The organism is Hydrogenovibrio sp. (assembly GCF_965140365.1).
In the GTDB taxonomy this organism is placed as follows: Bacteria; Pseudomonadota; Gammaproteobacteria; order Thiomicrospirales; family Thiomicrospiraceae; genus Hydrogenovibrio.
Window position 1 is genome coordinate 2156225 of sequence record NZ_OZ223196.1, and the last position, 26737, is coordinate 2182961.

The 26737-nt window shown below is 49.1% G+C and carries 17 protein-coding genes, 2 tRNA genes and 3 rRNA genes; 5 read left to right on the forward strand and 17 right to left on the reverse strand.

Going from position 1 to position 26737, the window contains the following annotated elements; translation table 11 throughout:
- Positions 1 to 46 precede the first annotated feature (46 nt).
- The 9 genes from AC0KH7_RS10230 to AC0KH7_RS10270 form a co-directional block, all read right to left on the reverse strand.
- Positions 47 to 799: a type III pantothenate kinase gene (locus AC0KH7_RS10230; protein ID WP_472373103.1), complete on the reverse strand. Its 753-nt coding sequence runs from the start codon at positions 797 to 799 to the stop codon at positions 47 to 49.
- A 12-nt stretch (positions 800 to 811) separates the two neighbouring features.
- A complete protein-coding gene (locus AC0KH7_RS10235; RefSeq protein ID WP_472373105.1) occupies positions 812 to 1543 on the reverse strand; it encodes a biotin--[acetyl-CoA-carboxylase] ligase in 732 nt (243 codons plus the stop codon).
- Positions 1544 to 1633: 90 nt separating this feature from the next.
- A 5S ribosomal RNA gene (gene rrf / locus AC0KH7_RS10240) occupies positions 1634 to 1748 on the reverse strand.
- 197 nt (positions 1749 to 1945) lie between these two features.
- A 23S ribosomal RNA gene (locus AC0KH7_RS10245) occupies positions 1946 to 4801 on the reverse strand.
- A 432-nt stretch (positions 4802 to 5233) separates the two neighbouring features.
- Positions 5234 to 5309: transfer RNA gene (locus AC0KH7_RS10250), tRNA-Ala, on the reverse strand.
- Positions 5310 to 5554: 245 nt separating this feature from the next.
- A tRNA-Ile gene (locus AC0KH7_RS10255) sits at positions 5555 to 5631 on the reverse strand.
- Between the two features lie 78 nt (positions 5632 to 5709).
- Positions 5710 to 7253 (reverse strand): 16S ribosomal RNA (locus AC0KH7_RS10260).
- The 16S, 23S and 5S rRNA genes sit together here with 2 tRNA genes alongside, the layout of an rRNA operon.
- Before the next feature lie 539 nt (positions 7254 to 7792).
- Entirely contained in the window at positions 7793 to 8986 is a 1194-nt protein-coding gene (gene tyrS, locus AC0KH7_RS10265) for a tyrosine--tRNA ligase (protein WP_472373107.1), read from the reverse strand.
- Between the two features lie 81 nt (positions 8987 to 9067).
- Positions 9068 to 10015 carry a dihydroorotate dehydrogenase gene (locus tag AC0KH7_RS10270; RefSeq protein ID WP_472373109.1) on the reverse strand — a complete coding sequence of 316 codons (948 nt, stop codon included), beginning with the start codon at positions 10013 to 10015 and terminating at the stop codon, positions 9068 to 9070.
- 25 nt (positions 10016 to 10040) lie between these two features.
- Here AC0KH7_RS10270 and AC0KH7_RS10275 point away from each other — a divergent pair, with 25 nt between their 5' ends.
- Positions 10041 to 10514 (forward strand): tRNA (cytidine(34)-2'-O)-methyltransferase, encoded by a 474-nt coding sequence (locus AC0KH7_RS10275; protein ID WP_472373111.1) that lies wholly within the window; start codon positions 10041 to 10043, stop codon positions 10512 to 10514.
- 57 nt (positions 10515 to 10571) lie between these two features.
- Here AC0KH7_RS10275 and AC0KH7_RS10280 read toward each other — a convergent pair whose 3' ends face one another.
- Genes AC0KH7_RS10280 through AC0KH7_RS10295 form a run of 4 tightly spaced genes read right to left on the reverse strand, consistent with a single transcriptional unit; the run spans position 10572 to position 12825 of the window.
- On the reverse strand, positions 10572 to 11606 hold the full coding sequence (locus AC0KH7_RS10280) for an NAD(P)H-dependent glycerol-3-phosphate dehydrogenase (protein ID WP_472373113.1): 1035 nt from the start codon (positions 11604 to 11606) through the stop codon (positions 10572 to 10574).
- Between the two features lie 27 nt (positions 11607 to 11633).
- Positions 11634 to 12074, reverse strand: coding sequence for a protein-export chaperone SecB (gene secB / locus AC0KH7_RS10285; protein WP_472373115.1), 441 nt, complete (start codon positions 12072 to 12074; stop codon positions 11634 to 11636).
- Positions 12075 to 12112: 38 nt separating this feature from the next.
- On the reverse strand, positions 12113 to 12379 hold the full coding sequence (gene grxC / locus AC0KH7_RS10290) for a glutaredoxin 3 (protein ID WP_472373117.1): 267 nt from the start codon (positions 12377 to 12379) through the stop codon (positions 12113 to 12115).
- Positions 12376 to 12825 carry a rhodanese-like domain-containing protein gene (locus tag AC0KH7_RS10295; protein WP_472373119.1) on the reverse strand — a complete coding sequence of 150 codons (450 nt, stop codon included), beginning with the start codon at positions 12823 to 12825 and terminating at the stop codon, positions 12376 to 12378. Before AC0KH7_RS10295 ends, grxC begins: the two co-directional genes overlap by 4 nt.
- Before the next feature lie 147 nt (positions 12826 to 12972).
- Between AC0KH7_RS10295 and gpmI the strand changes: the two genes are divergently transcribed.
- The 4 genes from gpmI (at position 12973) to AC0KH7_RS10315 (ending at position 21610) form a co-directional block, all read left to right on the forward strand.
- Complete coding sequence (gene gpmI, locus AC0KH7_RS10300; RefSeq protein ID WP_472373121.1) at positions 12973 to 14541, forward strand: 2,3-bisphosphoglycerate-independent phosphoglycerate mutase; 1569 nt, start codon at positions 12973 to 12975, stop codon at positions 14539 to 14541.
- Between the two features lie 251 nt (positions 14542 to 14792).
- Positions 14793 to 19274 (forward strand): glutamate synthase large subunit, encoded by a 4482-nt coding sequence (gltB, locus tag AC0KH7_RS10305; protein WP_472373123.1) that lies wholly within the window; start codon positions 14793 to 14795, stop codon positions 19272 to 19274.
- Positions 19275 to 19285: 11 nt separating this feature from the next.
- Entirely contained in the window at positions 19286 to 20698 is a 1413-nt protein-coding gene (locus tag AC0KH7_RS10310; RefSeq protein ID WP_472373125.1) for an FAD-dependent oxidoreductase, read from the forward strand.
- Between the two features lie 174 nt (positions 20699 to 20872).
- Positions 20873 to 21610: a hypothetical protein gene (locus AC0KH7_RS10315; RefSeq protein WP_472373127.1), complete on the forward strand. Its 738-nt coding sequence runs from the start codon at positions 20873 to 20875 to the stop codon at positions 21608 to 21610.
- Between the two features lie 56 nt (positions 21611 to 21666).
- Here AC0KH7_RS10315 and ccoS read toward each other — a convergent pair whose 3' ends face one another.
- From ccoS to ccoG, 4 genes are all read right to left on the reverse strand, one after another.
- Complete coding sequence (ccoS, locus tag AC0KH7_RS10320) at positions 21667 to 21981, reverse strand: cbb3-type cytochrome oxidase assembly protein CcoS (RefSeq protein WP_472373129.1); 315 nt, start codon at positions 21979 to 21981, stop codon at positions 21667 to 21669.
- A 13-nt stretch (positions 21982 to 21994) separates the two neighbouring features.
- Positions 21995 to 24490 carry a heavy metal translocating P-type ATPase gene (locus tag AC0KH7_RS10325; RefSeq protein WP_472373131.1) on the reverse strand — a complete coding sequence of 832 codons (2496 nt, stop codon included), beginning with the start codon at positions 24488 to 24490 and terminating at the stop codon, positions 21995 to 21997.
- A 12-nt stretch (positions 24491 to 24502) separates the two neighbouring features.
- A complete protein-coding gene (locus AC0KH7_RS10330) occupies positions 24503 to 25042 on the reverse strand; it encodes a FixH family protein (RefSeq protein ID WP_472373133.1) in 540 nt (179 codons plus the stop codon).
- Positions 25043 to 25137: 95 nt separating this feature from the next.
- Positions 25138 to 26607, reverse strand: coding sequence for a cytochrome c oxidase accessory protein CcoG (gene ccoG / locus AC0KH7_RS10335; RefSeq protein ID WP_472373135.1), 1470 nt, complete (start codon positions 26605 to 26607; stop codon positions 25138 to 25140).
- Positions 26608 to 26737 lie beyond the last annotated feature (130 nt).

Genomic DNA, 26737 nt, shown 5'->3' on the forward strand with positions numbered 1-26737 from the left:
GAATGCGGCGTATTATAAATTCTTACCAATTTATGTCAACTGTTTTTTATAAACTTTCGATGACCTCAACCATGCCTTGTAATGTCAGATCTTCGACATAATCAAACGACTTATCCAACAGGGGCTCAATCACAGGAAAATCGCCACCCGTCCCAAGGCAATCAAACCGCCTACCGGTTTCCTTTTCCAAATCCGTCAGAAGCGCATTCAGGTAAGCGGCCACCATATAAAGCGTTCCACCAGCCACGGCTTCAGCGGTATTCGTCGCTAACAACCCTGCCGTAAACGCCTCATCTTTCAACTTAATTGATTCCGGTTTCAAAGCTGTTTGGTCAAGCAAACCTTGCTTCATAACCGCCAGGCCTGGCACAATAAAACCGCCAATATGCTCTTTTTCAATCACCACATCTACCGTAATCGCCGTTCCAGTATCGACGATAAACGTTGGCTTATTCTGTCCGGAACAAGCACCAATAATCGCCATCCAGCGATCCACGCCAAAGGTTTCGAAGGCATCGTAACCACACTGAATACCGCAACAACTCGGCTGAGTGGAAAGGTACGTTGGATAAAGCTTAAAGGCTTGCTGTATCCACTCGTTGAACTTGGCATTGAACTCGGAATCAACGACAGAACATACATACACAGCGTCTACGGCCATTCCTTGTAAGCCCAGATCCTCTAACAAGCCGTCCGAAGTCATCTCGGCATGCGTGACCGTTCCAAGGTAATCATAGCGGCCCTGTTTCAGGGTGGCTGCTTTCAGCCGTGTATTTCCCAGTTCAAAAAAAATCAACATTCTTTCTCTCACTCATAACGGTCGAATAGAGACAGTACCGGATTGATAGTGCATCATTCGACCTTTGATATCGACTTTGGCGCGAGCCATTTCGTCAAGGCCTACATAGCGGCCTTTTTCAGAAGATTCGTTATGATACACAATCACTTCCTGGCCGGGCATAAAAAAATCATGATTTTGCCATTCTGCCAGCTTGAAAACCGGACAATCGTCTCCCATCAGTAACTCATACAACGCCGTTGAAAAAGTTTTAAAAAAGTTTTCAATATCCAGACCACTGACATAATCAGCATCAAAAGATTCACTCGAAACCGGAGAGCAATTCACACCAACGCCAACAATCAAATAACCACTATTTCGAGAAGGAGTAGAGCCAAGCAATTCAATCAAACACCCGGCAACTTTTTTGCCTGACAAGAAGACATCATTTGGCCATTTCACCGTTAATTTAGTGTCCTTAGAAGCCTCTGCAATGGATTGACGCAACAACAGTGCGATTTGCGCCGAAATAAATGGCATTTCGATAATTTGGCCTTCAAAGGGGATGCCTATCGAAAAGGTTAACGAATTGGGTGACTGTGCCCAGACACGACCTCTTTGACCGTAACCGGCTGTTTGTCGGTGTGCCCAGCAAAATACCGCTCCATCTAGATTTCCATCAGACAACTCGGTCTTTAGATACCGATTAGTCGAATCCACTTCGGGAAGTTCAATTATTTTATACAATTCGGACGTAAACGGCATACTCACCTCTTTAATACCTACAACGTCATTTTACAAACAAATTCCAGGCAAAAAAAAACCCATCATAAAGATGGGTTTTCAGGAATATAAGCTTGGGGATGACCTACTCTCACATGGGACCTCCCACACTACCATCGGCGCTAAGACGTTTCACTTCTGAGTTCGGAAAGGGATCAGGTGGTTCCATCTCGCTATGGTCCCCAAGCAATTGGGTTATGTCAGTTGTCTGTTGAACAGACAACTCACTGAATTCGGAAAAATCTCTTAAGCTTGCAGTTGTTTAGTTGCTTAGCACTTTAGTAAGCGCCGTCACAATGTTCTTAAAGCGTTCTTTATCTACTCAAGCTCAAACATGCCTTTGCGTCACTTTCAGTCATGACTTCAAAGTTACTTTTGAGTTGTATAGTTAAGCCTCACGGGTAATTAGTACTGGTTAGCTTCATCCATTACTGAACTTCCACACCCAGCCTATCAACGTCATAGTCTTTAACGGCCCTTCAGAAGACTTAAAGTCTAGGGAGAACTTATCTCGAGGCAGGTTTCCCACTTAGATGCTTTCAGCGGTTATCCTTTCCGAACATAGCTACCCGGCAATGCCACTGGCGTGACAACCGGAACACCAGAGGTTCGTCCACTCCGGTCCTCTCGTACTAGGAGCAGCCCCTCTCAATTCTCCAACGCCCACGGCAGATAGGGACCGAACTGTCTCACGACGTTCTAAACCCAGCTCGCGTACCACTTTAAATGGCGAACAGCCATACCCTTGGGACCGACTTCAGCCCCAGGATGTGATGAGCCGACATCGAGGTGCCAAACACCGCCGTCGATATGAACTCTTGGGCGGTATCAGCCTGTTATCCCCGGAGTACCTTTTATCCGTTGAGCGATGGCCCTTCCACACAGAACCACCGGATCACTAGAACCTGCTTTCGCACCTGCTCGACGTGTCTGTCTCGCAGTCAATCACCCTTTTACTCTTGCGCTCATTGCACGATGTCCGACCGTGCTGAGGGTAACTTCGCGCTCCTCCGTTACACTTTAGGAGGAGACCGCCCCAGTCAAACTACCCACCATACACTGTCCCTGAGCAGGATTCACTGCCCTAGGTTAGAACCTCAATAATATCAGGGTGGTATTTCAAGGATGGCTCCACAATGACTGGCGTCACTGCTTCAAAGCCTCCCACCTATCCTACACAGATAGTATCAAAGTCCAGTGCAAAGCTGTAGTAAAGGTTCACGGGGTCTTTCCGTCTAGCCGCGGGTACGCAGCATCTTAACTGCGAGTTCAATTTCGCTGAGTCTCGGGTGGAGACAGTGTGGCCATCATTACGCCATTCGTGCAGGTCGGAACTTACCCGACAAGGAATTTCGCTACCTTAGGACCGTTATAGTTACGGCCGCCGTTTACCGGGGCTTCGATCAAGAGCTTCGCCTAAGCTAACCCCATCAATTAACCTTCCGGCACCGGGCAGGCGTCACACCGTATACGTCATCTTTCGATTTTGCACAGTGCTATGTTTTTAGTAAACAGTTGCAGCCACCTGGTCTCTGCAACCCCCAATAGCTTACGCAGTAAATGCTTCACCATCAGGGGCACACCTTCTCCCGAAGTTACGGTGTCATTTTGCCTAGTTCCTTCACCCGAGTTCTCTCAAGCGCCTTGGAATTCTCATCCTGACCACCTGTGTTGGTTTGGGGTACGATTCTTTATGACCTGAAGCTTAGAAGCTTTTCTTGGAAGCATGGCATTAACCACTTCGTCCAAAAGAGGACTCGTCATCAGTTCTCAGCATTAAGATCCCGGATTTACCTAAGATCTCTGCCTACTACCTTAAACTTACAACCATCAGTAAGCTGGCCTAGCCTTCTCCGTCCCTCCATCGCAGTCATAAAAAGTGCAGGAATATTAACCTGCTTCCCATCGACTACGCCTCTCGGCCTCGTCTTAGGGGTCGACTAACCCTACGTCGATTAACGTTGCGTAGGAAACCTTGGTCTTTCGGCGAGGGAGCTTTTCACTCCCTTTATCGCTACTCATGTCAGCATTCGCACTCGTGATACCTCCAGGATACTTTACAATACCCCTTCGCAGGCTTACACGACGCTCCTCTACCATGCCTTACGGCATCCACAGCTTCGGTACACTACTTAGCCCCGTTAAATCTTCGGCGCAGGCCGACTCGATCAGTGAGCTATTACGCTTTCTTTAAAGGATGGCTGCTTCTAAGCCAACCTCCTGACTGTCTGAGCCTTCCCACATCCTTTCCCACTGAGTAGTGTTTAGGGACCTTAGCTGGTGGTCTGGGTTGTTTCCCTCTTGACTACGGACGTTAGCACCCGCAGTCTGTCTCCCATGATTGCACTTGCTGGTATTCGGAGTTTGCAATGGGCTGCTAAGCCTTGACGGCCCGCTAGACCATAACAGTGCTCTACCCCCAGCAGTGAGACATGAGGCTCTACCTAAATAGATTTCGAGGAGAACCAGCTATCTCCGGGCTTGATTAGCCTTTCACTCCGATCCACAGCTCATCCCCGCATTTTTCAACATACGTGGGTTCGGTCCTCCAGTACCTGTTACGGCACCTTCAACCTGGCCATGGATAGATCGCCCGGTTTCGGGTCTACGCCATGCTACTAATCGCCCATTTAAGACTCGGTTTCCCTACGGCTCCCTTATTCAGTTAACCTTGCAACATAACGTAAGTCGCTGACCCATTATACAAAAGGTACGCAGTCACCCCGAAGGGCTCCTACTGCTTGTACGTACACGGTTTCAGGTTCTATTTCACTCCCCTTCAGGGGTTCTTTTCGCCTTTCCCTCACGGTACTGGTTCACTATCGGTCGGTAGAGAGTATTTAGCCTTGGAGGGTGGTCCCCCCATGTTCAGACAGAATTTCACGTGTTCCGTCCTACTCGAATAACACTTAATAAGATTTCGCATACAGGACTATCACCTTGTATCGTCACACTTTCCAGAGTGTTCTGCTATCTTAATAAATGCTTTAGGGCTGGTCCCCGTTCGCTCGCCGCTACTTGGGGAATCTCGATTGATTTCTTTTCCTCCGGGTACTTAGATGTTTCAGTTCTCCGGGTTAGCCTCCCACAAGGGGATATCCATAAAGGATGGGTTTTCCCATTCGGAAATCCTCGGATCAAAGCTTGTTTACTAGCTCCCCGAGGCTTATCGCAAGTTACTACGTCCTTCGTCGCCTTCTACCGCCTAGGCATCCACCGTGTACGCTTAGTCACTTAACTATACAACTCAAAAATAACCTTGACCTTTTGTGTTGATTCATCGTTTTTTAAATTCATAAAAAACCATGTCTCAATCAAAGCCTATTTCGTTGCCATGACTAAAAGTTTTACGCTGACATGTTCTCGCTTGAGTTTGTATCATCACACTTGCGTGTGTTTGAACTCTTTAAGATACATTGTTACCTTGGCATTCAAACCGTTGGAGTGGTTTGAATGTCAATCATACAGAATATGTCGGTATTCTGTATGTTCTAACTACTTGTCGGGCGTTATTTAAAAATAACACTCAACAATTACTTAGAGATTTTTCCTAATTGTTAAAGATCTTTTTCGCTTGGCCTTTCGGCGTTTGCTTTTCAGTCTATTGTCACCAATACGACTGTGAATAACCTCTGCTTTGTCTTTTAAAGCAAAACCTATTCACAGGTGTAGTGGTGGAGCTATGCGGGATCGAACCGCAGACCTCCTGCGTGCAAGGCAGGCGCTCTCCCAGCTGAGCTATAGCCCCTTATAGCGTCGATATTTTGCCTTATACTTCGTTACTTTCGCGCATCGCTTGGTCACTTACTACTGTAAGCTCCCGGCGCTCTTTGCTCAAGTGCCTCGTCTAAGCCTAAAATCTCTTGCTCTAAGCTTGTGTTAATTAGGATTGCCTTCCCTAATAAGTTTTTAATTTTGTTCTAATCAAGGCAAATATTTGCGAAGCTTATTAACAATAAGCGAGTAAACATTTAACGCAGAGTAGGACAAAATTGGTGGGTCTGGGTGGATTTGAACCACCGACCTCACCCTTATCAGGGGTGCGCTCTAACCAACTGAGCTACAGACCCAGGTCGTTCTCGTTTTTCTCAGTAATTCAGAGACAATTTATGTGAAAGCTAGCTTAGGCTCGTGGCCGTCTTTGTCTTAAAGGAGGTGATCCAGCCCCAGCTTCCGCTAGGGCTACCTTGTTACGACTTCACCCCAGTCATGAATCACAAAGTGGTGAGCGCCCTCCCGAAGGTTAGACTACCCACTTCTTTTGCAACCCACTCCCATGGTGTGACGGGCGGTGTGTACAAGGCCCGGGAACGTATTCACCGTGACATTCTGATTCACGATTACTAGCGATTCCGACTTCACGGAGTCGAGTTGCAGACTCCGATCCGGACTACGAAGGGTTTTATGAGATTCGCGCACTGTCGCCAGTTGGCTGCTCTTTGTACCCTCCATTGTAGCACGTGTGTAGCCCATCCCATAAGGGCCATGATGACTTGACGTCGTCCCCGCCTTCCTCCGGTTTATCACCGGCAGTCTCTTTAGAGTTCTCAACTAAATGGTAGCAACTAAAGATAAGGGTTGCGCTCGTTGCGGGACTTAACCCAACATCTCACGACACGAGCTGACGACAGCCATGCAGCACCTGTCACTGCGTTCCCGAAGGCACCAATCTATCTCTAGAAAGTTCGCAGGATGTCAAGGGATGGTAAGGTTCTTCGCGTTGCATCGAATTAAACCACATGCTCCACCGCTTGTGCGGGCCCCCGTCAATTCCTTTGAGTTTTAATCTTGCGACCGTACTCCCCAGGCGGTCAACTTAGTGCGTTAGCTACGCTACTAACCTTTTTAATAAGGCCAACAGCTAGTTGACATCGTTTACGGCTTGGACTACCGGGGTATCTAATCCCGTTCGCTACCCAAGCTTTCGCACCTCAGCGTCAGTTTTAGGCCAGGAAGTCGCCTTCGCCACTGATGTTCCTCCTGATATCTACGCATTTCACTGCTACACCAGGAATTCCACTTCCCTCTCCTAAACTCTAGATTGCCAGTATCGGATGCAATTCCTAGGTTGAGCCCAGGGCTTTCACAACCGACTTAACAGTCCGCCTACGCGCGCTTTACGCCCAGTAATTCCGAATAACGCTTGCACCCTCTGTATTACCGCGGCTGCTGGCACAGAGTTAGCCGGTGCTTCTTCTAAAGTTAACGTCACAGTTAGCTGTTATTAGCAACTAACCTTTCCTCACAATTGAAAGTGCTTTACAACCCTCGGGCCTTCTTCACACACGCGGCATGGCTGCATCAAGGTTTCCCTCATTGTGCAATATTCCCCACTGCTGCCTCCCGTAGGAGTCTGGGCCGTGTCTCAGTCCCAGTGTGGCTGATCATCCTCTCAAACCAGCTATAGATCGTTGCCTTGGTAGGCCTTTACCCCACCAACTAGCTAATCTAACGCGGGCTCATCCTTTAGCGATAGCTTACAAGTAGAGGCCACCTTTACTCCGTAGAGCATATTCGGTATTAGCATACGTTTCCATATGTTGTCCCCAACTAAAGGGTAGATTCCCACGCGTTACTCACCCGTCCGCCACTCGACGCCTGAAGAGCAAGCTCTTCATCGTTTCCGTTCGACTTGCATGTGTTAGGCCTGCCGCCAGCGTTCATTCTGAGCCAGGATCAAACTCTTCAGTTTAATCTTTTTACTCGATTTTTTTGTGTGCTTGTCTGCACGTATTAAACACTCGAAATTAACAGGTACATGTTTCACATAAATGTGATTAACCATATACATAGTTGTCGAGATATTTATTTTTGGACAGCTACTTACCTAAGTAACTTCCACATAAATTATCTCTGAATTACCTGATTTTTAAAGAACTCTTGGTCTTGCTTTTCCTTAACTCAGTGCGCTGCACCCTGTCTCGGTAAGCCGCGTATTATAGGCGCTTGATTTTGTTTCCGTCAAGCTTTTTTTACGCTTTTTTTCTTTCCCGCTTCGGCCTTTATCAACTTCGTTTCCGTTGTCGTTTTTGGCGTCTCCGTGAAAGAGATGCGTATTCTATAGCCTCTCCAATTTTTTGCAATAGCTTTTTGCATCTTTTTTGAAAAAAATTTCACCGCGTTTCAGGGTTAACATCCATTTCTCTTTTAATATCAATCTTTTTGGCCGATTCGACACTTAAAAACAAAAAACCGCCAGGCCTGGCGGTTTTTCTCTATGGCCGTTTTGACTTAGGCTTGAACGGTGATTCGAGCAAATTTACGTTTACCCACTTGGTAAACCTGCGCTTCACAATTTTCAACCGGTGCCCGGCTATCGGACACTTTTTCGCCATTCAGCTTCACCGCGCCTTGTTTGACCATACGATGCCCGTCGGAGGTTGAAGCTACCAAACCGGCTTCTTTCAACACATTTGCCAGAGGCATGACCTCATTAAAGGTAAATTCCGGCATATCGTCGGGAATGGCGTTTTTGGAGAACCGGGTTTCAAAGTCTTTCAAGGCTGCTTCGGCACTGTCTTTATCGTGAAAACGCTCAATCAGCTCCAGCGCCAGTTTGATTTTAATATTACGCGGGTTCTCACCGTCTTTCACGGCTTGTTGATAACCGGCAATGGTTTCCAACGTTTCGAATGACAATAACTCATAGTAGCGCCACATCAAGTCATCGGAAATCGACATCACTTTGCCGAACATATCATTCGGAGCATCTTTGATACCGATATAGTTCCCCAGGGACTTGGACATTTTCTGCACACCATCCAGCCCTTCCAAAATCGGCATCGTCAAAGTGCACTGTGCACTTTTACCGTAATGCTGCTGCAGAGTCCGTCCCATCAACAAGTTGAACTTCTGATCGGTCCCACCCAACTCGATATCGGCTTCCATCGCCACGGAGTCATACCCCTGAACCAGCGGATACAAAAATTCGTGAATCGCAATTGGCGTATTGGATTCATAACGATCACCAAAATCATTGCGCTCCAACATACGCGCGACCGTCGTGGTCCCCGCTAACTTAATCATGTCCGCCGCCGTCAACTTCGACATCCATTCGGAATTGAATACGACTTTGGTTTTGGCCGGGTCCAAAATTTTAAAAACTTGCTCTTTATAGGTTTCGGCATTACGTAACACATCGTCTTCCGACAGAGGTGGGCGCGTCGCACTTTTGCCGGTCGGGTCACCGATCATGGCGGTAAAGTCACCGATCAGAAATAAAATTTCATGCCCTAAATCCTGAAATTGTTTCAGCTTGTTAATTAATACCGTATGCCCCAGGTGCAAATCAGGCGCTGTCGGGTCAAAGCCGGCTTTGACTTTAAGCGGCTTACCCGATTCCAGTTTTTCCACCAATTCTTTCTCGACCAGAATTTCTTCCGCGCCGCGTTTAATAATCGCTAATTGCTCTTCTACTGTTTTCATTTCATTCTTTCTATTCAATGTGTTTATATTCGGTATTGACCTATTTTTTATAGATTTATTCTTTTTATCTCCGGCGGCCCATCAACCGCACAAGACCGTATCGGTATTCAGCGTCAAGCGGCCAGTCATCTCGTTGACCGAGCGATAGCCGTGACGCTTCATATATCGCTCCACGCCTTTGGCCACCTTCTTGACCAACAAGGGGTCTTTGGCGATGGCGGTTCCAATCGCCACCATTGAGGCTCCGGCCAGAATGAATTCAATGGCATCTTCCGCCGAGGCAATCCCTCCCAGACCGATAATTGGCACATCATATTGTTTGGCCACCTGATATACCTGGTGCACTTTCAACAAGGCAATCGGCTTAATCGCCGGACCAGAAAGCCCGCCTTGATTATTGCCCAGTGTCGGCTTGGCGGAATCAATGTCGATTTGCATCCCCATCAGGGTATTAATGGCCGACAGGATATCCGCACCGGCATCAATAACACGACGCGCCCCTTCGGCAATATCGGTTTGATTCGGCGACAACTTCACAATCAACGGTTTGGACGTGCTGGCTCGACAGGCCTCGACCACCCGCGCCGCCATATCCGGATCATTACCAAAAGCGGCACCACCTTTTTTGACATTCGGACAGGAAATATTCACCTCAATCGCCGGTAAGTCGGTTTGGTCGAACAAACGCACCACTTCCGCATACTCTTCTACCGACGAACCGGAAACATTAATGATAAATTGTGTTTGGCTTAAGTCGAGCTTTGGTAGATAATCTGCAATCACGGCGTGCGCCCCCGGGTTTTGCAAACCGATGGAATTCAACAACCCGCAAGGCGATTCCATCACGCGCTCCGGCTTGTTGCCGAGCTTCGGCTCCAGGGTGGTGCCCTTTAAAAAGACGGCGCCGACATCCCGATTGGAAAAACCGGACACCGCCTGGTACTCGAAACCGTAACCGGCATTACCGGAAGCCATCGCGACCGGATTGGCAAAACGAATACCTTTTAAATCAACCGACAAATCAACCAAGCTCTTCACCATTACATTAATAATTATGATTCACATTATTTTATATGAACCGGAAATTCCACAAAACACAGGCGCTCTGATCCGGCTCAGCGCCAACATGGGTGCGCACCTGCATTTAATTCAACCTTATGCGTTCGACCTCAGCGAAAAGAAAGTCCGCCGAGCCGGCTTGGATTACGCCGAACTCGCCAACCTTCATGAGCACGCCTCACTGGAAGCCTGCTTAAAAGACCTGCAACCCAACCGCGTCTTCGCACTGACCACTAAAACCGACCGTTATTATACCGAACCAAGTTTTGAAAACGGTGATGCCTTTTTATTTGGTCCCGAAAGCCGCGGCTTACCCGCTGACGTTTTAGCAAGTCTGCCCCCGGAGCAACGCCTGACGATCCCGATGATACCGGGCGGTCGCAGCTTAAACCTGGCCAATGCGGTTTCCGTGATGGCGTATGAAGCCTGGCGACAGCTCAGCTTCGACATGAACTTACCGCCCCACTGAACCGAAAAAACCACCAGGCCTGGTGGTTTTCATGCGAACCCCATACGATGATGCGATTTAAAAACGTTCGGTTTCCGAACGGCCATCTCGGTGCATCAACGCCGTTACCGCTTCTTGCGCGGTTTTTTCACCGGAAATAATACGATAGACCTGCTCCATAATCGGCAAATCCAAATCATGTTGTTCCGCAATGCGCTTCACGGCTTTGGCCGCTTTAACGCCTTCCACGACCTGACCGATTTCATCAATCACTTCGTCCGAGGTCAATCCCGACTGCGCCATACGCAAACCGAAACGCCGGTTTCGCGACAGATTATCCGTACAGGTCAACACCAAATCGCCCAGGCCTGACAAGCCCATTAAGGTTTCCGGCTCCGCGCCCAGCGCCGCGCCGAAACGCATCATTTCTTTCATACCGCGTCCAATCAGCGCCGCACGGGCATTTGCCCCCAAATGCAACCCGTCGGACAAGCCCGTCGCAATCGCCATAATGTTTTTATAGGCACCACCCACTTCCACTCCAACAATGTCAGATTGAGTATACATACGGAACGTATCACAATGGAAGGCATCCGCCCAAAACTGGGCTTCTTCGGAGTCAGAAGACGCACTGACCATCGCCGTCGGCAAACCGCGAGCCACTTCATCTGCGAAGGTTGGGCCGGACAGCACCGCCACAGGAAAACGATTATGCAACTCTTGTTCAATAATTTGATGCAGCATCAAACTACTGCCCGGTTCAAATCCTTTGGTGGCCCAAGCAAAGTGTGCCGACGCGCGATTTAAATCACGCACCTCGGCGACGTGATGCAACACCTCACGAAACACATGACTCGGCACCACCAGCAGCAGCGCGTCAGCCACCGCCACAGCGTCAGCCAAATCACTGGTAACCGTTAGGCTTTTCGGAAAGGCAACGCCCTTTAAGTAACGCTCATTTTCGCGGTGTTTTTGCAGCCACCCAGCCCGCTTCGGATCGTGTTCCCAAAGCTGCACAGCATGGCCGTTCTTAGCTAAATGAATGGCTAAAGCCGTCCCCCAGGCCCCCGCCCCGAGTACGGCAATGCGCTGCTGAGAGACACTTGATGTCATACGACCGTCAAACCTTGGTGGCAAATATTATTGCTGCGTCTCTTGCTGCTGCAAGTGGCTGGCGTACATGGCATCAAAATTCACCGGTTCCAACAACAATTGCGGGAAACCGCCACGAGTGACCATTTCGGAAATCGCTTCACGCGCATACGGAAAGAGCGTATTCGGGCATTGCGTCCCCAGCAAGTAGCTCAATTCGTTATCGTCGAACCCTGAAATACCAAAAATCCCCGCCTGTTCAACTTCACACAAAAAAGCGGTTTTATCATCCACTTTAGTCGTGGCCGTGACTCGCACCACAGCATGATAGATACCCTCTTCCAGCGCCGAGGTTTCAACATTCATATCCACATCCAATTGCGGCTGGAACTCTTGGGTAAAAATTTCCGGTGCATTCGGAGACTCAAATGAAATATTGCGTGTGTAAATTTTTTGGATGGAAAACTGTTTTTCCTGTTCTTCTGCCATGTTTTTTCCTTAACAACGTTAAATTTGAATGCTTATTTTTATCCGGCTAAAAGCGTATCCAGCTCTCCGGAACGGTCTGCCGCCGACAAATCGTCGAAACCACCGACGTGATGTTCGCCAACAAACACCTGAGGCACCGTATTGCGCCCGCTCTTAGCCTGTAACTCGGCCCACATGGCACGGTCGTTACCGACATCGATCAATTGATACTCCACCCCTTTACCTTCCAGAAGGTTTCTGGCCATCGTACAAAAAGGGCAGGTCTGGGTTGCGTAAACGACTACTTCCGGCATTTTCGAACTCACTTTTTTTCTCTTTTTAGTTTTTTTTTAGAAACCGGCTTATTCACAGGCAACCCGGCATTCTTCCAGGACAGAATCCCACCGCTCAAGTTATTCACCTCTTTAAAACCTTGTTTCACCAACTGTTTGGCGACGGAAGCCGAACGCATCCCGGACTGGCAATACACCAACACCGGCTCATCTTTATGCGACAAAACCGCATCCATTCTTTTCGCCACTTCCGTCGAAGGAATATTTTCCGCCTCTCCAATGTAGCCAGTTTTAAATTCGGCGTCGCTACGGACATCCAAAACCCAAGCGCCGGAATTATACAACCGAACCGCTTGATCGGCATTGACAGATTGATAACCGGACACTTTGTCACCAAAATAACTGTAGAACAACATGGCGACAATCACGCCCAATGCGATGAACAGAAAAATTTGCTCTTGCACAAATTCAATAAACATTCATATTCCCTTAAATAACATCAGCCAAAATTCAAAGCTAATGATTTTAACAGTGAAACTGGTTACAATAAATGACATTTTCAAATTTTATTTGGTTTTGCCGCCAACCCACCCTGGCAGCAGAAACGCTTATCAAAAGGAAAAAACATGACAGACAAAGTGCAAATTAAACACCGACCAACGGGATTGATCATCTTGGATGGCTGGGGTCATCGTGAAGCAACACAGCACAATGCCATTGCACAAGCACACACCCCAAACTGGGACAACTTATTAAAGCAATACCACAACACCTTAATCAACACCTCCGGCCTGGCCGTCGGGCTACCGGAAGGCCAAATGGGGAACTCGGAAGTCGGCCACATGAACTTAGGCGCCGGTCGTGTCGTGTATCAAGAGCTGACACGCATCCAAAAAGACATCGACGATGGTCGCTTCTTCCAGAACAACGCTCTTTTAAAGGCCATTGATTCCGCCATTGACCGTAACCGCAAAGTACACATTTTGGGCTTACTGTCCGACGGCGGCGTCCACTCGCACATCAACCACATCAAAGCCAGCATCAAAATGGCGCACGAACGTGGCGCGGACATTTATGTACACGTTTTCACCGACGGCCGCGACACCGCTCCGAAGAGCGCCATCCAATATATTGAAGAACTGGAAGACTTCATGCAGGAATTGGGCGGAGGACAAATCGCCTCCGTGACCGGGCGTTATTTCGCACTGGACCGCGACAATCGCTGGGACCGCGTCAAACAAACTTACGACGTTGTGGCCTGCGGCATCAGCGAGAACGAAGCCAAAACCGCCAAAGAAGCCGTCGAAATGGCGTATGAACGCGGCGAAACTGACGAATTCATTAAGGCAACCGCCATTCCACGCAAAGAAGACGGTAAACGTGTTCGCGTTAAAGACGGCGACTCAATCATTTTCATGAATTTCCGCTCCGACCGTGCGCGTCAGCTGACCAAAGCGTTCATCTTCGACGACTTCGAAGATTTCCATCGCTGCAACACCCCGGTTCTATCGGCTTTCGTCACCTTAACGGAATACAAAAAGAATTTCGAAAAATTCGGCGCCTTAATTGCCTATCGCCCAACCAAGCTACGCAACACTTTCGGTGAATACGTTGCCAAGCAAGGCTTAAAGCAACTGCGCATTGCCGAAACCGAAAAATACGCTCACGTCACTTTCTTCTTCAACGGTGGCGTGGAAGAGCCCAACGATGGTGAAGACCGAATCCTCGTCAACTCGCCAAAAGTCGCGACCTACGACTTGCAACCGGAAATGAGCTTACCGGAAGTCAAAGCCAAACTCATCGAAGCCATCAATAGCGGGAAGTACGATACCTTTATCTGTAACATTGCGAATCCAGACATGGTCGGGCATACTGGTAACTTCGACGCCTGCATCAAAGCGGCAGAAGCCGTCGACGAAGCTCTTGGAGAAATCCTCGCCACCCTCAAAGCCGCCGGTGGTGAAGCCATTGTCACCGCCGACCATGGTAATATGGAAATGTTATTCAACGAAGAAACCGGCAAGCCGGTCACATCGCATACAACGTTCCCGGTTCCGTTAGTCTATGTCGGAGACAGAGACTACCCACTGAAAACCGGCGGAGCCTTATGCGACGTCATGCCAACCTTGCTGGACATGATGGGCGTGGCAAAACCCGAAGAGATGACAGGTTCCTCTTTAATCGACAAAGGGTAATAAAACCATGAAAACGACCAGGCCTGGTCGTTTTCAATCATCACAAAACCCTTCAACCTGCCCGTCTTACCCGTTTATCGGTCACTAACACTTCCGCCAGGAAAGCGAGCCCGAAACATTGCGTTCAAGCCGCTAAAAAAGTATAATTTCGCACCATTTTAAATTTTTCGCACTCAGACACCCAAAAGTACCCCCAAAAAGTGCTTTTATAACAAGACGTTATAAATGTTTACAGACAGGAAAACTGAATTATGAATTCACTCAACAGCTTACAAGGACTCTATTCACCCGAATTTGAAAGAGAGAACTGCGGGTTTGGCATGATCGCCCAAATGGACGACAAGCCCAGCCACTGGGCGCTTCAAACAGCCATCGAGTCCTTAGCCAATATGACACACCGTGGTGGCGTCGCGGCGGACTGCTGTACGGGAGACGGCTGTGGTCTATTGATTAAAAAGCCCGATTCCTTCTTGCGCGAAGAAGCCAAATCATTGGGTATGACCCTGTCTGATAACTACGCCTGCGGGATGATCTTCTTAAACCAAGAAGCCGACAAAGCCGCCTTGGCGAAAAAGACGCTGGAAGAGCTGTTGACCAATAAAGGCTTGGAAGTTTGCGGCTGGCGTAAAGTGCCGGTCGCCTCACATGTTTTGGGTGAACAGGCCACGGGTATGGAGCCGTTAATCGAACAAATCTTCATCAACGCGCCGACCGACATGAGCGATGCCGATTTTAACCGCTTACTGTTCGTTGCCCGCCGTAAAACCGAAATGGTCATCGAACCAAATGACCCGACTTTCTACATCGCTTCCTTACACAGCCAGTTAGTTTCGTACAAAGGCCTGGTGATGCCGAGAGAACTGCCGGAATTTTATCTGGATTTAAAACAAGACCGTTTTGAATCTTCATTGATTTCTTACCACCAACGCTTCTCAACCAACACCTTGCCGCAATGGCGTTTGGCGCAACCTTTCCGCTTCCTGGCCCACAATGGTGAATTGAACACTATTAAAGGGAATCGTAACTGGGCACTGGCACGCCAAAGTAAATTTGAAACGCCGTTGATTCCGGATCTGGCCAGCTTGAAGCCGCTGGTTGCACAAGAAGGTTCCGACTCCAACTCATTGGATAACATGCTGGAAGTCCTGATGATGGGCGACATGCCGGTTTTCCAAGCCCTGCGTTTGTTGATTCCGCCGGCTTGGCAGAACATGCCACACATGGACCCGGACCTGAAAGCCTTCCTAGAATACAATTCCATGCACATGGAACCGTGGGACGGGCCGGCCGGCATGGTTATCAACACCGGTAAATACGCTATTTGTGGTGTCGACCGTAACGGCCTGCGCCCGACACGTTATGTCGTCACCAAGGATCGTCACATCACCTTTGCATCGGAAATCGGGGTATACAACTACCCAGCCGAAGATGTGGTTGAAAAAGGCCGCCTGAAGCCAGGCCAAGTGATTGCCGTGGACATGGAAGCCGGTCGCCTTCTGAAACCGGAAGACATCGACAACGGCTTGAAAAATGCCAAACCCTATCGCGAATGGATGGATAAAGGCTACATGCGTTTGGAAGAACGCTTGGACGCCGAAGCCCACATCTCTGACTGGGATAACGACACGGCTGACGTTTACCAAAAATACTACCAAGTGTCGTTTGAAGAACGCGATCAGGTCATTCGTGTCTTGGCCGAATCCAGCCAAGAAGCCACTGGTTCCATGGGGGATGATGCGCCATTACCGGTTTTCTCACGTAAAGAACGTTCCGTGTTCGACTACTTCCGTCAAATGTTCGCGCAGGTCACCAATCCGCCGATTGACCCTTTGCGTGAAAACATCGTTATGTCATTGAACACCTGTTTCGGTCGCGAGTTGAACATGTTCGACGAAGGCGAAGCGCATGCGCGTCGCTTGGAATCACAATCTCCGATTCTGTCGCCGTCCATGATGAGACAACTCACCGGACTGGTCGATGAAAACTATCAAAACCAGCGTATTTCACTCCATTACAACCCGGAAGAAAAAGCGCTCAAGCAAGCCATTATTGATATGTGCGACGAAACGGTTGCAGCCGTTAAAAACGGGATTTCTTTATTGATCCTAAGCGACCTGAACATCGAAAAAGGATTGATCACCATTCCATCGGCCATGGCGACCGGTGCCGTCCACCACCGTTTAATCGCTGAAGGATTGCGTCCTGAAGCCAATATCATCGTTGAAACCGGTGCCGCTCGCGACCCGCATCACTTTGCGGTCTTGTTCGGCTATGGTGCCACCGCCGTCTATCCTTACTTGGCTTATGAAACCATTCAAGACATGATCCGCAGTAAAGAACTGGATGAAAAAGTCGGCATCGATGCCTACATCAAAAACTACCGTAAAGGCTTGAACAAAGGTCTGTACAAAATTCTGTCGAAAATGGGGATTTCCACCATCACCTCCTACCGTGGCTCCCAATTGTTTGAAGCCGTTGGTTTAAGCAAGGAAATCGTCGATTTGTGCTTCAAAGGCACACCAACCCGTATTGAAGGGACCCGTTTCGACAACCTGGAAACCGACCTGATTAAAACGGCGAAAAACGCCTTCAACCCTCGTAAATTTTTGCAGCCGGGCGGCTTGTTGAAGTACGTACACGGCGGCGAATACCACGCCTACAACCCGGATGTGGTCAACTATTTGCGTGATGCCGTGCAAAAAGGCGACCAGGTGGCTTACGATAAATTTGCAAAATTGGTGAACGAGCGCCCGGCCATGACTGTCCGCGACCTGATCACTTTTAAAGACAATCTGCCATCCATCGACATCAACGAAGTGGAACCGATCGAATCCATCTTCAAACGTTTCGACTCGGCCGGGATTTCTCTAGGCGCCCTATCGCCGGAGGCTCACGAAGCCTTGGCCATTGCCATGAACCGCATCGGCGCACGCTCTAACTCGGGCGAAGGCGCAGAAGATCCATCACGTTACGGCACTGAAAAGATGTCCAAAATCAAGCAGATTGCCTCCGGGCGCTTTGGTGTTACCGCGCATTACCTGCGTAATGCCGAAGTTCTGCAAATCAAGGTCGCACAAGGCGCGAAACCAGGTGAAGGTGGACAATTACCGGGACATAAAGTCGATGCTACCATCGCGCGGCTACGTCATTCCGTGGAAGGCGTCACCTTGATTTCGCCACCGCCACATCACGACATCTACTCGATTGAAGACTTGGCGCAGTTGATTTTCGACTTGAAGCAAGTTAATCCAAACGCACTGGTATCGGTCAAACTGGTTGCAGAACCGGGTGTCGGCACCATCGCGGCCGGTGTCGCAAAAGCTTATGCCGACCTGATTACCATTTCCGGCTACGATGGAGGAACCGGGGCCAGCCCGATTACCTCGGTGAAATATGCCGGTAACCCATTTGAAATGGGCTTGGTCGAAGCGCACCAGGTGCTGAGAGCCAACGATTTGCGTGGCCAAGTCATTTTGCAAGCCGACGGCGGTTTGAAAACCGGTCTCGACGTTGTCAAAGCCGCTATTCTAGGAGCCGAATCCTTTGGCTTCGGTACGGCACCGATGATTGCACTCGGGTGTAAATACCTGCGCATCTGTCACTTAAATACCTGTGCGGTAGGCGTTGCAACTCAGGACGAGCGTTTACGTAAAGAACACTTCATCGGTTTGCCGGAGATGGTCGTCAATTATTTCCGCTTTGTCGCTGAAGAAACACGTGAATGGCTCGCCAAACTGGGCGTGGCCCGCTTGGAAGATCTCGTGGGACGTGTCGATTTGTTGAAAAAAATCGAGCAGCCGCTGACTGATAAGCAGCGCAACATTGATTTAAGCGCGATCATTTCCGACGGCGGTGTCGACGCGAGCAAGCCACAGACCGTTCAAGTCGACCGTAACAACCCTTGGGACGATGGGCATATTGCTGAAGAAATCGTCAAAGAAGTGTTACCGGCGATTGAAAACAAATCCGGCGGCGAGTTCTCTTTCCAATTGGTGAACACGGCCCGTTCCATCGGTGCACGCGTTTCAGGTGAAATTGCTCAACGCTACGGCAACCACGGCATGAAAGCTCAGCCGATCACCTTGAAACTGTCCGGCATTGCCGGACAGTCTTTCGGGGTATTCAATGTGGATGGTCTAAATCTGCATTTGGAAGGCGATGCCAACGATTATGTCGGTAAAGGCATGGCCGGTGGGGAAATCGTCATTCGTCCATCGGAAAAACGCGCATTCGACCCTCATACAACGCCGATTGTCGGCAATACTTGTCTATACGGCGCCACCGGCGGGAAACTGTTGGCAAACGGAACCGGCGGCGAACGTTTCGCTGTCCGTAACTCCGGTGCCGTCGCCGTTGTAGAAGGCTTGGGAGACCACGGCTGCGAATACATGACCGGCGGGACCGTGGTCAGCCTTGGCTCTGTCGGGGTGAACTTCGGTGCAGGCATGTCGGGAGGCATGGCGTTCATCCTCGACTTGGATCGAACGTTACCGGACCGCTTAAACACTGAGATGGTTGAAGCGATTCGTATCGATACAGAGTCGACCGAAGCTTACCGTATTTACTTGCGCGATCTCTTAACGGAATACGTCAAAAAAACTGGCAGCGACTTTGGCCGTGAAGTATTGAACGACTTCAGTCGCTATCTGCATAACTTCTGGCTAGTAAAATCCAGAGCCATTGGTGTCGACAAACTATTGGATCTATTTGCTAACTGTGGTGATGGAGAGTAAGGGAGCGAATCATGGGAAATGTAAGACAATTTTTAGAACTTGATCGACAGCTTCCGTCCAAAAAAGAGGCGATGGAGCGTAAACAAAACTTCGAGGAAATCTATACGGAGTTCACACCGGCCCACGCCCAAGCTCAAGCCGACCGCTGTTTGCATTGTGGTAACCCTTATTGCGAATGGGCCTGCCCTGTGCATAACTACATTCCAAACTGGTTAAAGCTGGTTTCAGAAGGCAATATCATCGAAGCGGCTGAATTATCACACCAAACCAACTCCTTACCGGAGATGTGCGGTCGTATCTGTCCGCAAGACCGTTTGTGTGAAGAAGCCTGTACTTTGGAAGACACCAACTTCGGTGCCGTCACCATTGGCGCGGTGGAAAAATACATTACCGACACGGCCACCAGCATGGGTTGGACACCCAGCCTGGATAACATCACCATGACGGATAAAAAGGTTGCCATTGTGGGCTCCGGTCCAGCAGGCCTAGGGTGTGCCGACATTTTAATTCGTAACGGCGTCAAGCCTGTGGTGTTCGAAAAAGAACAAGAAATCGGTGGTTTATTGACCTTCGGTATTCCTCAATTCAAACTCGATAAAGACATTGTTCTCAAACGTCGCAAGATCTTGGAAGGTATGGGGGCAGAGTTCCATTGTAATACCGAGATTGGAAAAGACATCGCCTTTGAGCAGCTTCTGAACGACTACGATGCGGTTTTCCTAGGCATGGGAACTTACAAACCAATGGCCGGGCGCTTCCCGGGTGAAGACCTGCCACAGGTTTATAAAGCACTGGACTTCCTGATCGGCAACGTCAAACACGAGCTGGGGCTGAAGCAGTCACCGGAGCCATTTGTCTCCATGCAAGGCAAGCGCGTTGTCGTACTCGGTGGTGGCGATACAACCATGGACTGTACCCGCACCTCAATTCGTCAAGGCGCGGACGAAGTCTTCTGTGTCTATCGTCGCGACGAAGCCAATATGCCTGGCTCCCGTGCCGAAGTGAAAAACGCGAAAGAAGAAGGCGTTCAGTTCAAGTTCAACCTGGCACCGGTCGAAGTCATCGCCGACAACGGCAACGTTTCAGGACTGAAAGTGATCGAAACCCGCATGGGAGAACCGGATGAAAACGGTCGTCGCCGTGCCGAGATGGTGGAAGGTTCCGAATACGTTATCGACTGTGATGCGGTCATTGTCGCCTTTGGCTTCCAACCCAACCCGCCGGAATGGTTCAAAGACCACAACATCGGACTAACGGATTGGCAAACCGTTTCAGCTCAAGAAGAAGCCGAGTACCCTTTCCAAACGTCAAACGAAAAAGTGTTTGCCGGTGGGGATATGGTTCGCGGCTCCAGTCTGGTGGTGCATGCCATTGCCGAAGGCCGAAAAGCGGCCGAAGGCATTCTGGATTACTTGGACGTGTAAATTCGGCCAAACCAACCACTCTAATAAAAAGGCCGTTTGAAACGGCCTTTTTTATGCCTCATGCAAACCGCTCAATTTTCACTCCAGCAGCACACACTGCCCTATCCCCTTTTCTGAATGCTCGGCATAAAACATGCTTGTCAGGAGGCGGGAGACTGTTCTCTGGAGAATGTTATGACATCGATTACAAATACCGATTATGCTTTGTTGCTGCCGCAACAACACCCGTCCGCGCAAAGAAACTCACACTCCGCCGCGCCCATAACGGCCTCTGCGCCAAAACAAGATACGGTAACGCTTTCCGCGATGGGGCAAAAATTGGCAGCAGCTTCGGAAAGCCATCCGGCAAACCGGCAAATTCTGCCTGCTGAAACGGCCGACCAAACCATTCAGTATCGGAATATCGGCGGCTTGAAAATCGCCGTTTCCGGCCACGATTACGATATGAGCCTGCCTGGTCGCTTTTCGAACCATTCATCACAACTCAGCACTCGCGATTTCAATGACTGGTTAGCCAACAATCCGGATAAAATCAGTAAGACAGGTCTGCAGGAACTGGACGCGACCCCAATTACCAAAGCCGATCGATGGGAAGCCCCGCAATCCATGAGTTGGAATTCGCTTTTCGTGTCGGGGCGCAGTATTGAACAGCAACTCGCTGAGAAATCGGAAGAATTTGCCAGTTTAATACAAACCACTAAGCAACTTCAGCAGGAATACGGTTCGGACATTAAGCTGGCCCATGATCCGAACACCCAAAGCTATATCATGCTCAAGCCGGGCGATAATTTTTATGATAGTGTGCAAACCGCTGATGAAGCACTGGACAACTTCCGAAGCTATCTCTTCCATGCCGGAAGATCATCCTCAGCCATCGACCAGATTTTCAGTCAGCACGGCATTGACCTTTAGGCGTCAGTTCGCATTGAATAGAATTTTTTGAATAGCGCCAAAATGACCAGGCCTGGTCATTTTGGTGTATTTGTGGGATTGTCGGAGATTGCAGCCTCTGTCATGGCATCATGTCTAGACGGCTTGATTTCAGACGGCGATGACACCTCTCCACCACCTGAGGCGGATTCTTGCCGGCCCTCAACAGGCTCAGATTCGTCGTCGGCTTCCTTTTTTTTCAACTCTTCATCGAATTCGTCATCCATAAAGATACTGTTGGCCGCGCCATCCAAATCATCAAACTGCCCCGATTTTGCCATCCAGATAAACACCACCACGACCAGAAAGCCGAACAACAACATCATTGGAATTAAGCCAAATACAACGTCCATTTTACCTTTCCTCTCACACTTTTCCGGTCGCGGTTAGCCGCTTGCGCCTAGCGATGGCTTTCCGGCTGTAAAAACTGCGAATACGTGCCGCATTACCAATCACAACCAAGCTGCTCAACGGCATGGTAATCGCGGCGATCAATGGCGTTAACAACGCCGCCATCGCCAGCGGCACCAACGTCACATTATAGAGAATCGAACTGGCGATATTTTGCTTAATGGTTTTCAAGGTACGTTGCGATAAATCCACCGCTGTATCCACCGAAAGCAATTCATTATTCAACAATACAATATCCGCGCAATCCATCGACACATCGGTTCCAGAGCCCAAGGCGATACTGACATTGGCTCGCGCCATCGCCGGTGCGTCATTAATGCCGTCACCTACCATCGCCACCAACTCACCCTCTTGTTGATAGGCTCGAATCATTTCATGCTTTTGCTCCGGCAAAACCTCGGCCTGCACAGCCATGCCGCCCAGTTTTTCCGCCACCGTTTCCGCCACGGCTTGTCGGTCCCCGCTCAACAAGGTCACGCGCTTACCACGTGCTTTCAAGCGAGCAATCATCTCAATGGCATCGTCTCTCAGTTCGTCATCCAGGAACAAAATTGCCACAACTTGACCGTTCTGCGCCACCCATACGCTGGTCTGCCCCTGCTGCGCTCTTTGCGCTTCCAAAGCCATTAAATTTTCCGGCAAACGGGCCCCCATCGCTTCCAACCAAGGCCCCGTCCCAATGAGATAATGACGTCCTTGAACCGATGATTCCACCCCTTTCCCCGGATGCGCTTGGAAAAAGTCGACGGTCATATCCATATTCTTAAATTCCGGATGCGACTCCTGTAGCGTTTCAACGATGGCCCGTCCAAGAGAGTGTTCCGAATGGAACTCGATGCGCACCACATCGCGCCAAAGACTTTCACCGTCCACAGACGCTTGTAACGTCGAATCCACTAAACGCATCTGACCTTTAGTCAAAGTGCCGGTTTTATCGAAAACGAAATGTTGGATATCGTTCAATATTTCCAAGACCGCGCCATTCTTAATAAGAATCCCGTTTTGCGCAGACACCCCGGAAGCGACGGCTGTGGCCATCGGCGTCGCCAAGCCAAAGGCGCATGGACAGGTAATGATTAATACGGAAGTGGCCGCGATCATCGCCGTTTCAAAGTCGGCATTCACAATCCAATACACAAAACTCAGCGTCGCCAACGCAATGACTACGGATACAAACCACGGCATAATCCGTTCGGCCGTACATTGAATGGGCGCTTTCGAACCTTGTGCATCTTCGACCATATGCACGATTTTACCCAACATGGTATTTTGCAGAATCGACTCCACCCGAATCGACAAGGCACCGTCCAGATTTAAAGTGCCGGCCGAGACCGATGCGCCCTCTTGTTTCAAAACTTCTCGAGACTCACCACTCAACATCGATTCATTAATGTGACCGACACCTTCCACCACCGTGCCGTCAACTGGAACTTGATCACCGGGCCTCACCAAGACCACATCCCCGGCCTTCAGTTTTCGAACCGGTACGACATCCACACCCGAGTCGGTTTTCATACGCGCCACTTTGGGTTGCAAATCCATCAGGCGCCGTGTGGAATCAATGGCTTTATTTTTGGATATCGCTTCCAAGTAACGCCCAATCAACAATAAGAACATGAAATCAATCATGGTGTCGTAGTACACATTTCCGGAGTGCTGTGGGTCGATGGTGACCCAGAACGAATACAGATAGGTCGTTAGAATGCCCAACGAGATCGAGACATCCATTCCCACACTTCGTGACTTTAAGGACGTCCAGGCCCCAGATAAAAAAGGTTTACCGGAATAAGCCAGGGTGATCGTGGCAATGACAAACTCAACCCAGTGGAAATAATGACGAAACTCGGAATCCTGGTCCGCCCCGGCGTACAAGGCGACCGAGAACCACATCACATTCATCATCGCAAAACCGGCAAAACCGAGACGATAAAGCAAATCCCGATTGGCTTTTCGGAAAGCTTCTTCACTGTTGGAAGCATCGTAAGGCGATGCATCGTAACCGACGCGATTTAATTCCTGAATGATTTCGGACAACTTAATAACATCGTTGTCCCAACGCAGTTTAATCTGCTTATTGGTGAAATTCACCTTCGCCATCTGTACGCCGTCAAGCTTCGCTAAGGTATGTTCAATCAGCCAAATACAAGCCGCACAATGAATCGCTTCAGAAATCAGAGTGATTTCACGCTGTTGTGTCAGATCGGAAACAAATTGAGACTGAACTTCGTCGTAATCGAAAAATTCAGCGTCTTTATTCGGAGGTGGGGGTGGCGAGAGTAACTCCCCTTCCGGGGTACGTCGATAGAAACTATCCAAGCCGGCTTCATAAATGGCATCACAGACGCCGGCACAGCCATGGCAACAAAATTCGCGCTCAACCCCTTTAATGGGCTTGAGCACTAAGGCACCCCGTTCAATCCCTTGACCGCAGTGATAGCACACTTGTGACATGAAAATACCTCTTTAGGGCGCGTCCTGAACCATAATGGAACGGCCAAGATTAAAGACTTCGTTCCCTTTGGTAATCTCCATCACCAAGTCGTATTTACCTTTTAAAGGCAGGTTAATCACACCTTTATACTCACCCGTTTGACCGGATGACTGCAATGCCAATTCACCATCGTATTTTTTATTGGATGGGCGATAGTAATAAAGCACCGCTGTGTCCACATCAAATGCATTATTATCTTTATCCAGCACCGTCACCGTCACTTCTTGATCTTTCCCTTCTTTCAGGATCGGTAAATCAATATCAAATTGCCAGCCAAGCTCTTCCATGTGCTTGCGGCGGGCAATGATTTGTGCCATGTTTTTACCTTTCTCGTAAAAATCGGGCACCGTTAAACCGGGAGCCGTGACAATCGCCATACTGACCATAAAGAAATTCACGGACAGCACAATTATCAAAATCGCAAACCAACCGATTACGAATGGATTTTTCCAGGCGACACTCCAGTCCCGAGTATCTTTTTTAACATCTTTGTTGTCTTTGGCATCCGTCAAGGCTTTTTCCCTCCATAAAAAAAGGCCCTTAAAACAAGGGCCTTCATTATACCTAAATTTCACTCAACGCAGTATGCGTGTTTATGAAGACATCCTTAACGGATTTTCGGTCCAATAAACATACTGTCGTAGATGGCTTTAATGTCTGGATTGTTCTGATCCGCCACATGAATTTCAATTGGCGTATTCGCTTCCTTCAAATCCTTTTTCGGCACCCGGACCAATAGCGTTGCCGTGCCGACATTCCCAGGTTCCACCTGAATGCTCTTTGGACCAATATAGAACAAACTTTCCGGCCCCGTCACATCAATACTGGCATCCAGGCGGGCATTGCCTTTATTCACCACTTTAACGTAATACTTGTTCTGAATGGAGCGGTCACTCATTTGGACAAACAGCGGCGCTCTTTCATGCAAGACTTTTACATCCAGCGGTGACATCGTTGCTAAGCCCCAAATCATCGCCGCCGCCGCAAAGACCATAATGCTGGAGTAAACAATCACGCGCGGACGCTTATATAGCGGCACAAAGGGCTTACCAGCAAACTCGGCTAGGGAAGCATAGCGAATCAACCCCTTCGGCTTTTTAATTTTTTCCATTACAGAGTCACAAGCATCGATACACAGCCCACAAGTAATGCAACCAAACTGTTGGCCCTTACGAATATCGACGCCAGTTGGACAAACGGCCACACACAGGTTGCAATCAATACAATCCCCCAGGTCTGGCTGTTCTTCGCCCGGCTTGGCGCGTTTCATGCGCCCGCGTGGTTCGCCGCGATCCACGTCATACGTAGGCACCACGGTTTCGGTATCAATCATCGCACCTTGGATACGAGCGTAAGGGCAAAAACCAATACAAACCTGCTCTCTCAGAAAGCCTGCGAAAAACACCGTTGCCGCGCCCAATGCCAAGATAATAGTGGCTTCGGTGCCTGTCCATTCAAGCGTGAACAGGCGCGCCCATAAATTCAGTGCCGGGTCAAAATACGCCACAAAACTGAAGCCCGTCATAAACCCGATAAAGGCCCAAATAATCCATTTAGGCACTTTTTTTCTTAATTTTGAAAAACTAACCGGCTCTTGATCCAGCTTCATGCGCTTGTTAGGCAAGCCTTCGAACTTCTCTTCTACCCAAGTAAAAATATCCGTCCATACTGTATGAAAACAGGCGTAACCACACCATAAACGCCCTGCCACTGCGGTTGTTGCGGCCAGCAATAGCGCAAAAAACAGCAAAATCATCGCCAGCACCCAGATATCCTGAGGCAGTACGGTGATACCAAAGAAGTGGAATTGACGATCGGCCAGATTAAAAAGAATGGCTTGGCGGCCGTCCCATTGCAGGTAAGGCCCGATAAAGAACGACATCCACATCGCCGCTACGAGCCATTTGATCGTACGAAACTTACCAGGCATTCGCTTGGCGTGCACCGTTCCTTCTGTGTGAACGGTGAGCAATTCAACACCGATGTTCTGGAGATTTTTATTGGATGTATCCATATCATCCAACAGTGATTTAGCTTGGTTGTTGCTATCGTAAGAGACTTTGCGTTCTTCGGACATAATCAATTCCTTCTGAATTTAACGCGACGATTGTATAAAAAAACCACCCTGCAAATGAGTAATCTTTTTTATACAACCGCATAAATGAAAAAGGCCTAATATAAAATTAGGCCTTTTCTCATTAGGTGTC

Bases quoted from the DNA above. Each gene is read 5' to 3' on its own strand.
- AC0KH7_RS10230 (WP_472373103.1), bottom strand. From the start codon at position 799: ATGTTGATTTTTTTTGAACTGGGAAATACACGGCTGAAAGCAGCCACC.
- AC0KH7_RS10235 (WP_472373105.1), bottom strand. From the start codon at position 1,543: ATGCCGTTTACGTCCGAATTGTATAAAATAATTGAACTTCCCGAAGTG.
- tyrS (WP_472373107.1), bottom strand. From the start codon at position 8,986: ATGAAAACAGTAGAAGAGCAATTAGCGATTATTAAACGCGGCGCGGAA.
- AC0KH7_RS10275 (WP_472373111.1), top strand. From the start codon at position 10,041: ATGATTCACATTATTTTATATGAACCGGAAATTCCACAAAACACAGGC.
- AC0KH7_RS10280 (WP_472373113.1), bottom strand. From the start codon at position 11,606: ATGACATCAAGTGTCTCTCAGCAGCGCATTGCCGTACTCGGGGCGGGG.
- secB (WP_472373115.1), bottom strand. From the start codon at position 12,074: ATGGCAGAAGAACAGGAAAAACAGTTTTCCATCCAAAAAATTTACACA.
- AC0KH7_RS10295 (WP_472373119.1), bottom strand. From the start codon at position 12,825: ATGTTTATTGAATTTGTGCAAGAGCAAATTTTTCTGTTCATCGCATTG.
- gpmI (WP_472373121.1), top strand. From the start codon at position 12,973: ATGACAGACAAAGTGCAAATTAAACACCGACCAACGGGATTGATCATC.
- gltB (WP_472373123.1), top strand. From the start codon at position 14,793: ATGAATTCACTCAACAGCTTACAAGGACTCTATTCACCCGAATTTGAA.
- AC0KH7_RS10310 (WP_472373125.1), top strand. From the start codon at position 19,286: ATGGGAAATGTAAGACAATTTTTAGAACTTGATCGACAGCTTCCGTCC.
- AC0KH7_RS10315 (WP_472373127.1), top strand. From the start codon at position 20,873: ATGACATCGATTACAAATACCGATTATGCTTTGTTGCTGCCGCAACAA.
- ccoS (WP_472373129.1), bottom strand. From the start codon at position 21,981: ATGGACGTTGTATTTGGCTTAATTCCAATGATGTTGTTGTTCGGCTTT.
- AC0KH7_RS10325 (WP_472373131.1), bottom strand. From the start codon at position 24,490: ATGTCACAAGTGTGCTATCACTGCGGTCAAGGGATTGAACGGGGTGCC.
- ccoG (WP_472373135.1), bottom strand. From the start codon at position 26,607: ATGTCCGAAGAACGCAAAGTCTCTTACGATAGCAACAACCAAGCTAAA.